Genomic DNA, 12,510 nt, shown 5'->3' with positions numbered 1-12,510 from the left:
GGTGTCGGCATCGATATCGGTATCGGCCCCTGTCCCGGTTCCGGTCCCATTCCTGTCCCTGTCCCGGTTTCGGTTTCGGTCTCCGTCCCGGACCATCATCCCTTCCCGTCCTGCCCCGCCGGGCGCTCCGGGTACGGGTGGAAGCCCCGGCCTGTCTTCCGGCCGAGCCGCCCCGCTTCCACCATCCGGGCCAGCAGCGGCGGCGGGGCGTACAGCGGCTCGCGGTACTCCGCGTACATCGACCGGGCGATGGCCTGCACCGTGTCCAGACCGATCAGGTCGGCCAGGGCGAGCGGGCCGAGCGGGTGGGCGCAGCCCAAGGTCATGGCCCGGTCGATGTCCTCGGCCGACGCCGCACCGGACTCGGCCATCCGTACCGCTGCCAGCAGGTACGGCACGAGCAGGGCGTTGACGACGAACCCCGCCCGGTCCCGGGCGTGCACGACCTCCTTGCCGAGGACCTCGGTGGCGAAGGCCCCCGCGCGCCGGACGGTGTCCTCGCCGGTGAGCAGCGAGGGCACCAGTTCCACCAGCGGCAGCCGCGGCACCGGGTTGAAGAAGTGCAGGCCGACGACCTGGGACGGCCGCGAGGTCGCGGCCGCCAGCCTGATGACGGGCAGGGACGAGGTGTTGGTCGCCAGGACGGCGTCCCGGCGCTCCACGACGGCGTCGAGCCGGGCGAAGACCTCGGTCTTCGCCCGCTCGTCCTCCGCCACCGCTTCGACGACCAGATCGCGGTCGGCGAGCCGCGTCATGTCGGTGGTCACCGCGATCCGGCCGGCCGCGGCCCGGTGTTCGGCCACGGTCAGCCGGCCGGCCGCCGCGGCCCGTTCCAGCGAGCGGGTGATCCGCCGCAGTCCGGCCTCCGCGGCCTCCGGTCCGGTCTCCACCACCACGACGTCGCGGCCGGCGCGGGCGCAGACCTCGGCGATGCCGGAGCCCATGAGCCCGCAGCCCACGATCCCCACCCGGGCGAGGTCGCTCACGGGGTCACCGGCAGCTGCAGGGCACCCGTCCCGCGCTTGATCAGCTCGTTGGCGATGATCAGCCGCTGGATCTCCGAGGTGCCCTCCCAGATCCGGTCGACGCGCAGTTCTCGGTAGAGACGCTCGACGGGGTACGAGCGGTCGTAGCCGCGCCCGCCGAAGATCTGCAGGCACCGGTCGACCACCCGGCCGGACGCCTCGCTCGCCGCGAGCTTGGCGATCGCGGCCTTCGCGTGCAGGGTCTTGCGGTCGGTTCGGCCTTCGCCGACCTCCCAGGCGACCTGGTGGGTGTACGCACGGTTGACGGCGATGTCGACGGCCGAGTCGGCGAGCATGCCCTGGATCAGCTGGAAGTCGGCGATGCGGGAGCCGAACTGACGGCGTTCGACGGCCCAGTCACGGGCGAGCTCCAGGGCCCGCTCCGCCGCCCCGATCGTGCGGGCGGCGATCATCAGCCGCTCCTCGGAGAACCAGGAGCGGGTGAGGTCGTAGCCGTTGCCGACGCCGCCGAGCACCGCGTCCTCGGGCAGGCGCACGTCGGTGAAGGTGAACTCGGGGTGTTCGTAGACGAAGGTGTGCATCCAGCGGGGCACCCGGGTCATCTCGATGCCCGGGGTGTCCTTGTCCACGAGGAACAGCGTCGGCGCCCGCTCCTCCCCCGCGGCGGCGAGCACGATCATGAAGTCGGCGTGGTCGCCCACGGTGACGAACCACTTCTCGCCGTTCAGCACCCAGCCGTCGGCGGTCCGGGTCGCGGTGGTGCGCAGGTTCTGCGGGTCGGAGCCGGCCTCGGGCTCGCTGACCGCGTAGCAGTCGCGCCGGCGCCCGTGGATCACGGGCACGAGGTACCGCTCGCGCTGCTCGGGCGTGCAGTGCGAGAGGGCGTTGGCCGGCCGCCACACCATGTCCCACAGGGCGCCGGTGAGTCGGCCCAGTTCCTCCTGGACGACGACCTGCTCGGGGACGGTGAGTCCGGCACCGCCCCACTCGGCCGGCATGTTGACGGCCTGGAGGCCGCTGTCGAGGACAGCGTCGCGGATCTCGGCGTGGGCCCGGGGCGGCAGACCGTTGTTCTCCTCGCAGTCGAGCTCGTACTTCGTGATGAAGTCGGCGAGGTCACGCGCCGATTCCTTGAGCTCCTGCTGGCGTGCGGTGAGACGGAAGTCCATGGGGGTGCTCGTCCTCTCGGGTGTGGATGTGCGTGGGGGTGTCGGGGCGGGGCGGTGGGCTCAGCGCGGCAGGGCCAGCGCCCCGGTGCCGCGCTTGATCAGCTCGTTGGCGATGATCAGCCGCTGGATCTCCGAGGTGCCCTCCCAGATCCGGTCGACGCGCAGCTCTCGGTACATCCGCTCGACGGGGTACGAGCGGTCGTAGCCGCGCCCGCCGAAGATCTGCAGGCACCGGTCGACCACCCGGCCGGCGGCCTCGCTCGCCGCGAGCTTCGCCGTGGAGGCCTTGGCGTGCAGGGTCTTGCGGTCGGTCCGGGGCTGGTCGGCCTCCCAGGCGATCTGGTGGGTGTAGGCGCGGTTGACGGCGATGTCGACGGCCGAGTCGGCGAGCATGCCCTGGATCAGCTGGAAGTCGGCGATGCGGGAGCCGAACTGGCGGCGTTCGACGGCCCAGTCACGGGCCAGTTCCAGGGCCCGCTCGGCGGCGCCGACGGTCCGGGCGGCGATCATCAGCCGCTCGTCGGTGAACCACTCCTTCGTCAGCTCGTAGCCGTTCCCGACGCCGCCGAGCACGTCCTCGTCGGGTACGAAGACGTCGGTGAACCGGAACTCGGGGTGCCCGTTCACCGCGGAGTGCATGAAACGGGGGACCCGCGTCATCTCGACCCCCGGCGCCTGCTTGTCGACGAGGAACAGCGTCGCCGCGCGGCCCGGCCCGGCATCGGCCTGCACAAGGAGGAAGTCGGCGATGTCGCCGCAGGTGACGAACCACTTCTCGCCGTTCAGGAGCCAGCCGCCCGCCGTGCGGGTCGCGGTGCTCGTGCCCGAGCCGGGGTCGGATCCGGCCCCGGGCTCGGTGACGGCGAAGGCGTCGAAGCGCTCGCCGCGGATCACCGGCAGCAGGTACTTCTCGCGTTGTGCCTCGGTGCCGTACGCGAGGACGTTGGCGGGCCGCCAGGGAATGTCCCACAGGCAGTTGGTGACCTTGCCGAACTCCTCCTCGACGATCACCTGGTCAAGGAGGGAGAGTCCGGCGCCGCCCCACTCGGCGGGCATGTTGATGGCGTAGACGCCGGCGTCGATCGCGGCCCGGGTCAGCTCCCGCACGGTGTCGGCCGGCAGCGGGCCGCCCGCCTCCTCGGACTGCTCCTCGTACCGCATCAGGAGCCGGGTGTAGGCCGCGGCGCGCGCCTTGAGCTCGGTCTGCTCGGGGGTGTAGCGGAAGTCCATGGTGCGGGTCTCCTCCAGGGCCGGAAGGGTGTGCGGGAAGGTGTACGGGCGTGTGCCGGGGTACGCGGGCGGGCCTCGCGGTACGGGGCGGGGCGGGCAAAGGCCTCGCGGGCCAGGGGCGGCGGGGCTCAGCCGAGGACGGCTCGCGCGTCCAGCGCCAGGGCGCCGTCCGGGCGTACGAGCAGCGGGTTGACCTCCAGCTCGGCGATCTCCGGGTGGGCCGCGGCGGCCTCGGTGATGCGGGCGATGACAGCGGCGGCCGCCGTCACGTCCACGGCGGGCCGACCGCGCACACCGTCGAGCAGGGCGGCGGTCCGCAGCCCCCGCAGCAGCTTCTCGGCGCGGCCGGCGGCCACGGGCGCGAGGGCGAAGGCCACGTCCCGCAGGGTCTCGGTGAGCACCCCGCCGAGGCCGACCATCGCCACCGGGCCGAACCGGGGGTCGCGTTGGACGCCGACGATCAGTTCGACACCGTCCGAGAGGTCCGCCATGGCCTCGACCGAGTACGACGGGGCGCCCAGGCGGGCGTGCATCCGCCGGTACGCGGCAAGGAGCGCGTCCCGGTCGGCGAGCCGCAGCGCCACCCCGCCGGCGTCGGACTTGTGCAGGACGTGGAGGGCCTTGAGGACGTACGGTCCCTCGAACGAGGCGGCAGTGGCGAGCAGACCGGCCTCGTCGGTGATCTCCCGGGCCGGCGGGAAGGGCACTCCGGCCGCGGCGAGCAGCGCCCGCACACCGTGGTACGAGGGGTCCCCCAGGGGTGCCGCGACCGGCGGCGGGGCGGCCACCCCGGCCGGAGCGCCCGCCACTCGGCCGGTCAGCGCGGCGAGGGCGCGGGCCGCGTCCTCGGTGGCGGCGAACACCGGGACTCCGGCCTCCGCGAGCGCCCGGCAGCTGGGCGACTCCGGGTACATGGACTGCACGACCAGCGGCTTCGGTGTGGCGGCGAGGTGTCCGGCGATCTCCTTCGCGGCCCGTTGCTCGCCCTCGGCGAGGACCGAGCCGCCGGCCGGCCCGCCGCCCAGGCCGCCTTCGGAGGCGGCGTACCCGCCGAAGTAGCCCGTCATCAGGACGGCGTCGACCTCGTCGGCGGCAAGGAGTTCGCGGACGGTGTCGGCGTACGAGAGGGGGCGCTGCTCCCCCATGCCGGCGAGGTCGACCGGGTTGCGGACGGCGGACTGCTCCCACAGCACGCTCCGCAGCCGGTCCTGGGCCGGGGCGCCGAGCTCGGGCACGTCGAGCCCGGCGTCCTCGGCGGCGTCGGCGGCGACCGCGCCGTGGCCGCCGCCGTCCGTGAGGACGGCCGTACGTCTACCGGCCGTGCGCCGGCCGCCGGCGAGGGCCGCGAGCACCACGGTCATCTCCCGAGGGGTGCGGACGAGTTCGACACCCGCGTCGCGGCAGGCCGCGGCCACCACGTCGGCCGAGGTGGTCAGCGCCCCCGTGTGCGACCGGGCGCTGCGGGCCGAGGCGGTGCCGCGGCCGGCGGTGAGGAGGACCACGGGCTTGCCGGCCCCGGCGGCGGCGCGGGCGAAGGCCCGGCCGTCGCCGAAGTCCTCGGCGTACACGGCGATCACGGAGGTGGGCTCGTGGCGGGCGCAGTCCTCGACGAGGTCGACGAGGGTGACGTCGGCCTGGTTGCCGAGCGAGACGAAACGGGAGAAGCCGAGGCCGTGCGGGGCGCCGCGCAGCTGGAGTTCGAGGGCCAGGTTGCCGCTCTGGCTGAGCAGGGCGACACGGCCGGGCGCGAACCGGTCCGAGGCCAGGTACAGCTCGGTGGTGTTGTCCGCGACGCCCAGGCAGTTGGGGCCGACGAGCACGGCTCCGGCGGCCCGGACCCGCTCGGCGACGGCCCGCTGGCGGGCGAGACCGGCGGGGCCGGCCTCGGCGAAGCCGGCGGTGATGGCGACGATCGCCTTCGCCCCGCAGGCGAGGGCGTCGTCGACGGCCGCCTCGAAGCCGGTGCCGGGCACGGAGATCACCACCAGGTCGACCGGCTCGCCGATCTCGCCGAGGGAGGTGGCCGCCGTCCGGCCGAGTACGGTGCCGCCGCGCCGGTTCACCAGGTGGACGGGCCGCCGGTCGGGCGCGCGGAGGGCCTGGGCGGCCACCGCGTGGCCGTACTTCGCCGGGTCGTCGCTGGCGCCGACCACGGCGACGGATCCGGGGTCGAAGAGCGAGGTCAGATCGCGCGTCATCTCATCCCTCCACGCGCAGGGCGGAGTTGGGGCAGCTCTCCACGCAGGCGCGGGCCCGGTCCTCGGCAGCGGGCGGCACGTCGACGACGACGACCTTCGCGTAGCCCCACTCGTCGAGCTCGACGAGTTCGGGGGTGTTCTCCTGGCAGAGGCCGTAGCCGTTGCACAGCGTGGCGTCCAGCAGCAGTTTCATGACGTTCCTTCCAGTACGGCGGCCATGGGCTCGGCGGGCGTGGTCGGGGCGGATCCGGTCGGGGCGGGCGTGGTCGGGGCAGATGCGGCCGGGGCGGATGAGGTCGGGGCAGATGAGGTCGGGGCAGATGCGAGCGGGCCAGGTCCGGTCAGGCCAGACCCGGTCGGCGCGGGTGCGTTCACGGCCGGTACCGGCGCGCTCAGGCGGGTCAGGCGGTGCGGGTCCCGGGCGGGGGCCTCGGCCCGGCATACCGGGCAAGGCCCGTCGAGATGGGCCCGGACCTGTGCCGGGAAGACGCGCAACAGGCTCCCGGCGAGGCCGGCGGCGGCGTCAAGCAGCCCGCACGCGCCCCGCCCGGGCAGTCCTCGCGCCCATCGGTGCAGCCGCTCGGCGGTGTCGGGTTCGGCGGATCCCGAGGCGAGGCGGTCCAGAGCACCGCTGATCGCGGCCGTGCCCGACACGCAGACGCCGCACTGCCGTGCGCTCTCGGCCGCGAGGTGACCGACCGCGTCGGCGGCGACGCCCACCGGGCAGACGTCGGCGGTGAGGAAGCGGATCGCTCCGCAGCCGAGCGCCGTGCCCGCCGCGGCGAGTGCGCCGGGTTCGAGGGGCAGGTCCAGGGCGCGGGCGTCGACGAGCCCGCCGAAGAGACCTCCCATCAGGGCGCCGGCCGGGGCCGGAGTGCCGTGGGCGGCGGCAAGGATGCGCAGGGGGACCCCGTACGGCACCTCGGTGAGCACGGGTGCGACGCTGCCGCCCGAGAGGGTGACCAGGGTGGAGCGCGCGATCGGCTCGCGCAGGTCGGGCCGGGCGGCGACGAGCGCGATCCGGGCGAGGGTCTCGACGTTCGCGACCAGGGTGGGCGCGCCCCGGACTCCCCGTTCGAAGGGGCGGGGCGGTTTGGCGGTCGGCAGGGCCGGCCCGCCGTCGATCCGGCGGACGACCGCGGTCTCCTCGCCGGCGACATAAGCGGCGGCGGTCTCGACGACCTCGACGGGCAGCGGCGGTACGCGTTCGGCGAGGGCCCGGCGGACGCGGCGGGCCGCCTCCGGGTCGGAGAGGTAGACGTAGCCGTGTTCGGCGCCGGTGACCGCGGCCGCGTGGACGAGGCCGTCGAGGACCAGGTGCGGGCGGGCCCGCAGCAGCCAGCGGTCCTTGACCGAACCGGGCTCGCCCTCTTCGCCGTTGGCCACCACGACCGGGGTGTCGGCACCTGCGGCGCGCTCGCCGCGCGTCCCGCTCCCCCGGCCGCGTCGCCCGTGCTCGCGGACGGTGCGGAGCTTGACGGCGGCCGGGAATCCGGCGCCGCCGCGGCCGCGCAGGCCGCAGGCGTCGAGGTGGTGCAGCAGCTCGTCGGGGGTGACGGCGGCGGCATAGCCACCGGTGGCCTCGTACGCCTCGGCGTTCTCCGTCGCGTAGGGCGTCGCGCCCAGCACGGAACCCGGCGCGGGGGCGGTCGGGTAACGGATGGTGGTCGAGTGGCGGCTTCGGGTCATCTGCCGTCTCCTGTACGGGCGGTGGGGGCCGGTCCGGCGGTACGCGACCGGGTGCGCAGGAGTCGCAGCGCGCTTTCGAGCGCGTCACGGTCCCCTTCGGTGCGGCCGTATCCCGCTCCTGGCAGGCCGATGAGCATGCGGTGGTGGTCGAGGATCACCTCGGCGACGAGCAGCGCGGCCGCGGTCGAGGCGTCCGTGTCCGCGTCGGCGCCAAGGCCCGCATCCGTGTCCGCGTGGCTGTCCTTGCCGCCCTGCTCGTCGAGCCGGAGGGCCACGGCGGTCACCAGCGCGGTGGCTTCGGCGAGGTAGCGCAACCAGCTGTGCCGGCTGCCCCTCAGAACCAGCCATTCCACCCGGCGCCGCTCGGCGGCCGCGAGTTCGGCCCGGCCCGGCGGCGGGTGGTGCGTCGTGCCGAAGGAGGCACGCAGCGCGGCGACGGCTGCGGGCAGCTCCCGCTCCGGCTCGGGGGTGAGCCCGAGCCAGTCCAGATACCGACGACCACTCATGCGTGCCTCCGGAAGGGAAGGGGGTGCGGGTGCCGTGACCGGTGGGCCGCCCGTCCGGCAGGCGGGTGGGCGGGGCGTTCGAGCCCGAGGCTCGTCCGCGGTCTCGGCCGGGGGAGGGAATCGGGGGAGGAAAGCGAGGGAGGAAAGCGAGGGAGGTGCGTGCCGGGGGGGCCAGGGCACGCCGGGCTGCTTCCGGCGCGAGGGCCGAGGGCCGTGGACCGTGGTCCGTACCCACCGGTATGACGAGTAAATACGCAGGTCAGAAGCGGCGTGGCGGCGGAGCAGCGACAGAACAACGTTTGCTGACCGATCGGTCAGGCAATAACCAAGCTAGCTGACCGATCGGTCAGCGTACAAGTCTTGACCCGGCGGAATTCAGCCACCACGCTGGCTGTCCAATCGGTCAGCCCGGTCCCGGCGCCCGCCCCGACCCGCTGCCCGCAGCCGGTTCGCACGACATCGACGCCCGACACCGATCGCCGCCCCGCGGCACGAGGAGTCACCGATGCACTCCAGAGCCCCCGCACCCAACGCACCCAGCGCACTCACCGCGCCCGGTGCACCCACCGCACCCGACACGGCCGCCCGGGACCTCCCCGCTCCCGCGCTGCCGGCCCGCCACTACACCGATCCCGCCGTCGCCGCCGCCGAGACCCGCCAGGTCTTCGCCAGGTCCTGGCAGCTCGTGTGCCACGAGTCCGACCTGCCCGGCCCCGGGGCCCGGCTCGCCGCCACCGTCGCAGGCCGGGAGGTCCTGGTCGTCCGCACCGAGGACGGCGGCCTCGCCGCCCACCTCAATGTCTGCCGCCATCGCGGAACCCGCCTGGTCACCGCCCCCGAACCGGCCGGCAAGGCGATCCGCTGCCCGTACCACGGCTGGACCTACCGCCTCGACGGAAGTCTGGTCGGCGCCCCCGAGGCCCGGCAGATCCCCTGCCTCGACAAGCCCCGCCTCGGCCTGTTCCCGGCCCGGGTCGAATCCTTCCTCGGCTTCGTCTTCGTCAACCTCGACCCCGCTGCCGTACCGCTCGCCGAGAGCTGCGCAGGACTCGCCGAGGCCGTCGGCCACTACGCCGGGACGGACCTGGTGCCGGTCGGCCGGGACAGGATCCACGACCTGGCCCGCGCCGAGGTCCAGGAGGCCAACTGGAAGGTCGCGGTCGACAACTACCTGGAGGGGTACCACGTACCCGTCGCCCACCCCGGCCTGATGCGCCTGCTCGACTACCAGGGCTACGGCTGCGAGATCCACGACTCCTACGTCCTGTTCACCTCGCCGCTGCGCGACAAGCCGTCCTCCAACTGGGCCGAGCGGCTCTACCAGCGCGTCGCCGCGCCCATGCCCGGCCTCACCGAGGCCGACCGCAGGGTCTGGCGGTACGCCGTGATCTACCCCAACACCCTCATCGACTTCTACCCCGACCACGTGCTCGCGTGGACCGCCGTGCCGACCGCGGTCGACCGGGTGGCCGTACCCGGCGGCTTCTACACCCGCCGCGGCACCGGGCTGCGCACCCGCCTCGCCCGGCGCCTGAACATGCACATCGGGTGGATCACCAACGACGAGGACGCCGAGCTGGTCGCCCGGGTCCAACGCGGTCTGTCCACCCCGGGGTTCGCACCCGGACCGCTGTCCCGGCGCGAGCTCGCGGTCGGCTGGTTCGCCGACCGCATCCGCGCCGACCTGGCCGACCCCACAGAGTCCTCGGAGCCCTCGGAGCCCTCGGAGCCCACCGGTCCCACGGACGCCGCACCGGACTCCGCCCCGCCGGGCCGGTGAGCGATACGACCGCCCCCGTACCTCCGCACCGCTGCACTGCCCGCCCGCCGTCCCCCAGCGGCCTTACGGAGAGGACCCCATGTCCCCCGAGGCACCTTCCCTGTCCCGCCGCTCGCTGCTCCGCGCCGGCGCCACCGCCGCCCTCGGTCTGACGGCGGCCGGCTGCGGATTCTCCTCCGACTCCGCCTCCGACGCGGCCGACCGGGCGGCCGCCGAGTCCCCCATCGACGTCAAGGTCGACGGCGACCTCGTCTACTTCAACTGGGCCGACTTCGTCGACCCGGCCGTCTTCGCGGGCTTCTCCGAGGAGTACGGGGTCAAGGTCGTCCAGTCGAACTACGACTCCATGGAAGGCATGGCCGCCAAACTCAACGCCGGCAACCGCTACGACATCGTCTTCCCCACCGCGAAGTGGGCCGAGCGCCTCTCCCGAGGGGGCCGGCTGCGCCGCATCGACCACGGGCGCCTGAGGAACGCCGAGGCCGTGTTCGGCACGTACGACTACTTCGCCGACCCCTGGTACGACCCCCGCTCCGCGCACACCGTCCCCTTCACCATGTACAAGACCGGCATCGGCTGGCGCCGGGACCGGCTCGGCGACCTCACCGGCTCCTGGGACGACCTGTGGAACGACCACGCCAAGGGCAAGGTCTTCGTCCTCGACGACCGCGACGAGGTGCTCGCCATCGGCGCGCTCAGGAACGGCCTGCCCCTCACCACCGAAAGCCCCGCCGACCTCGACCGCGTCACCGACACCCTGCGCTCCCTGCGCCCCCGGCTGCGCGGCTTCTCCAGCGACAGCTACAACAACCTGCTCAACGGCAACGCCGACATGACCCAGGCGTGGAGCGGGGACATGGCCGCGATGCTCGCCCAGGCGAAGGACCCGTCCGTGTTCGGCTTCGAGACCGCCCGCGAGGGCGCCCCGGTCAACTCCGACTGCTACGCCATCCCCGCCGACGCACTGCACCCCGGCACCGCCATGCTCTTCATCGACTACATGCTCCGGCCCGAGAACGTGAAGCGGAACATCGAGTACATCGGCTACCCGATGCCGGTGCGCGGCACGGAGGACACCTACGCCGCGCTCGTGGAGCCCTTCCCCCAGTGCCTCGTGACCGCGGCCGACCTCAGGGACGACATGTTCTTCCGCAACGGCACCGCGACGGGCGAGAAGGCCCGCGACGCCGCCTGGACCGACGTGAAGGCGGGCTGACATGGCCGACACCGCCCGCACCCCGCGTACCCCACGCGCCGTCAGAAAGCCGGTTCGGGAACGTCTGTGGACCTGGCTGATGCTCCCCGGCACGCTCTGGATGACCGTCTTCCTGGTCGCCTCCCTGATCCTGGTGGCCACGCTCGCGTTCGGCACCACCGACCCGCTCGGCAACCCGCGCTTCGGGTTCGTCCCCGACAACATCACGGCCCTGGCCGACCCGGCGTACCGCACGGTCCTGCTGCGGTCGCTGGGCTACGCCCTGGTCACCTGCGCCGTCTGCCTCCTGATCGCCTATCCCGTCGCGTACGCCATCGCGACCAGCGGCGGACGGTACAAGAACCTGCTGATCGCGGCGATCGTCGTCCCGTTCTTCGCCAACTACCTGGTGCGGATGTACGGCTGGTCCGTCGTCCTGTCCGACGACGGACCGCTGCTCGGGGCGCTGCGCGCGATCGGACTCGCCGACGGGGGGACCCGGATCCTGCAGACCGGCGCGGGCGTCGTCGCCGGTCTCGTCTACGGCTTCGTCGTCTTCATGATCATCCCGCTGTACGCGGCCATGGAACGCATGGACACCTCGCTCGTCGAGGCCGGCCGCGACCTGTACGCCGGTCCGCTGCGGACCTTCCTGTTCGTCACCGTCCCGGCCACCCGGCAGGGCGCGGCCGCCGGCTGTGTCCTCGTCCTGCTGCCCGCCATGGGCGACTTCGTCAGCGCCCAGCTCATGGGAGGACCCGACCAGATCATGATCGGCAACCTGATCCAGGACAAGTTCTTCCAGGGCCAGAACTGGCCGCTCGGCTCCGCCCTCACCATGCTGCTGATGGCCGTCCTCTTCCTCGGCATGCTCGGCTACCTGCGGCGCACCCGCAAGGACGAGGCGGAGGCGGTCCGATGAGGGCCGCCCGCGGGCACCGCCGCGGCGCCGAACGCCGTCCCCGGTTCGCCATCGCCGTCACCGCCGTCTTCTTCGCGCTGCTCTACGTCCCCATCGGCGTCGTCGTCCTGTTCTCCTTCAACTCGCAGAAGTCCCTGACCGTCTTCGACCACGTCAGCCTGCGCTGGTACGGGGCGTTCCTCCGCGACGACGTGCTGCTGAACTCGCTCGGCATGAGCCTGCGGGTCTCCCTCGTCGCCATGGCCGGCTCGGTGCTCCTCGGCGTCGCCCTCGCGCTCGGCCTGGTCCGCGGCCGCAACCGGCTCGGCTCCTTCGCCGGCCTGGTGATGCTCGTCCCGCTCATCACCCCGGAGATCGTCACCGGCGTCGCCGCGATGCTCCTGTTCAAGGGCCTCGGCATCACCCTGTCCACGACGACCGTGATGCTCGCCGAGATCACCTTCTCCATCTCCTACGTGACGGTGATCCTGCGCTCCCGCGTCGCCGCCCTCAATCCGGAGATCGAGGAGGCGGCCATGGACCTCGGGGCCACCCGCCGACAGGCCGTACGCCTCGTGACGCTGCCCGCGCTGCTCCCCAGCATCCTCGCCTCCGCCGTCCTCGTCTTCGCCCTGGTCTTCGACGACTTCGTCCTCGCCTACTTCACCACCGGCGTCGATCCGCAGCCCCTGTCGGTCCGGATCTACTCGGCGATCCGGTTCGGCGTCCAGCCCACCATCAACGCCGTCGGCACACTGATGCTGGCCGGCTCCGTCGGACTCGTCGCCCTCGCCCTCGCCATCCCGCGCCTGTTCGGCCGGCGCGGCGGCCTCGACCTGCTCTCGGGAAAGTGAAC

At 73.4% G+C, this 12,510-nt stretch carries 11 protein-coding genes; 4 read left to right on the top strand and 7 right to left on the bottom strand.

What is annotated here, in order from left to right; translation table 11 throughout:
* Positions 1–95 precede the first annotated feature (95 nt).
* From SVTN_RS36680 to SVTN_RS36650, 7 genes are all read right to left on the bottom strand, one after another.
* Entirely contained in the window at positions 96–986 is an 891-nt protein-coding gene (locus SVTN_RS36680) for a 3-hydroxybutyryl-CoA dehydrogenase (RefSeq protein WP_041132935.1), read from the bottom strand.
* Positions 983–2,155 carry an acyl-CoA dehydrogenase family protein gene (locus SVTN_RS36675; protein ID WP_041132934.1) on the bottom strand — a complete coding sequence of 391 codons (1,173 nt, stop codon included), beginning with the start codon at positions 2,153–2,155 and terminating at the stop codon, positions 983–985. The genes SVTN_RS36680 and SVTN_RS36675 overlap by 4 nt, the downstream gene beginning before the upstream one ends.
* Positions 2,156–2,215: 60 nt before the next feature.
* Positions 2,216–3,385, bottom strand: a complete 1,170-nt coding sequence (locus SVTN_RS36670) for an acyl-CoA dehydrogenase family protein (RefSeq protein WP_041132933.1) — start codon at positions 3,383–3,385, stop codon at positions 2,216–2,218.
* A gap of 128 nt (positions 3,386–3,513) precedes the next feature.
* The gene (locus tag SVTN_RS36665) at positions 3,514–5,583 is read right to left on the bottom strand and encodes an acetate--CoA ligase family protein (protein ID WP_041132932.1); all 2,070 of its coding nucleotides are present in this window, start codon (positions 5,581–5,583) and stop codon (positions 3,514–3,516) included.
* Between the two features lies 1 nt (position 5,584).
* On the bottom strand, positions 5,585–5,776 hold the full coding sequence (locus SVTN_RS36660; RefSeq protein WP_041132931.1) for a ferredoxin: 192 nt from the start codon (positions 5,774–5,776) through the stop codon (positions 5,585–5,587).
* Positions 5,773–7,272 carry an NADH-ubiquinone oxidoreductase-F iron-sulfur binding region domain-containing protein gene (locus SVTN_RS36655; protein ID WP_052499520.1) on the bottom strand — a complete coding sequence of 500 codons (1,500 nt, stop codon included), beginning with the start codon at positions 7,270–7,272 and terminating at the stop codon, positions 5,773–5,775. The genes SVTN_RS36660 and SVTN_RS36655 overlap by 4 nt, the downstream gene beginning before the upstream one ends.
* A complete protein-coding gene (locus SVTN_RS36650) occupies positions 7,269–7,778 on the bottom strand; it encodes a hypothetical protein (RefSeq protein ID WP_041132930.1) in 510 nt (169 codons plus the stop codon). The genes SVTN_RS36655 and SVTN_RS36650 overlap by 4 nt, the downstream gene beginning before the upstream one ends.
* A 505-nt stretch (positions 7,779–8,283) precedes the next feature.
* Here SVTN_RS36650 and SVTN_RS36645 point away from each other — a divergent pair.
* The 4 genes from SVTN_RS36645 to SVTN_RS36630 all read left to right on the top strand — a co-directional run bounded on the left by SVTN_RS36645 (position 8,284) and on the right by SVTN_RS36630 (position 12,508).
* Complete coding sequence (locus SVTN_RS36645) at positions 8,284–9,558, top strand: aromatic ring-hydroxylating oxygenase subunit alpha (protein WP_078908652.1); 1,275 nt, start codon at positions 8,284–8,286, stop codon at positions 9,556–9,558.
* Between the two features lie 79 nt (positions 9,559–9,637).
* Positions 9,638–10,774, top strand: a complete 1,137-nt coding sequence (locus SVTN_RS36640; RefSeq protein WP_041132929.1) for a polyamine ABC transporter substrate-binding protein — start codon at positions 9,638–9,640, stop codon at positions 10,772–10,774.
* 1 nt (position 10,775) lies between these two features.
* Positions 10,776–11,675 (top strand): ABC transporter permease, encoded by a 900-nt coding sequence (locus SVTN_RS36635; RefSeq protein WP_041132928.1) that lies wholly within the window; start codon positions 10,776–10,778, stop codon positions 11,673–11,675.
* A complete protein-coding gene (locus SVTN_RS36630; RefSeq protein WP_078908651.1) occupies positions 11,672–12,508 on the top strand; it encodes an ABC transporter permease in 837 nt (278 codons plus the stop codon). The genes SVTN_RS36635 and SVTN_RS36630 overlap by 4 nt, the downstream gene beginning before the upstream one ends.
* Positions 12,509–12,510 lie beyond the last annotated feature (2 nt).

Source organism: Streptomyces vietnamensis (assembly GCF_000830005.1).
GTDB classification, from domain to species: domain Bacteria; phylum Actinomycetota; class Actinomycetes; order Streptomycetales; family Streptomycetaceae; genus Streptomyces; species Streptomyces vietnamensis.
Note: the sequence above shows the minus strand (reverse complement) of the source record. Positions and strands in the feature narration are given on the sequence as shown.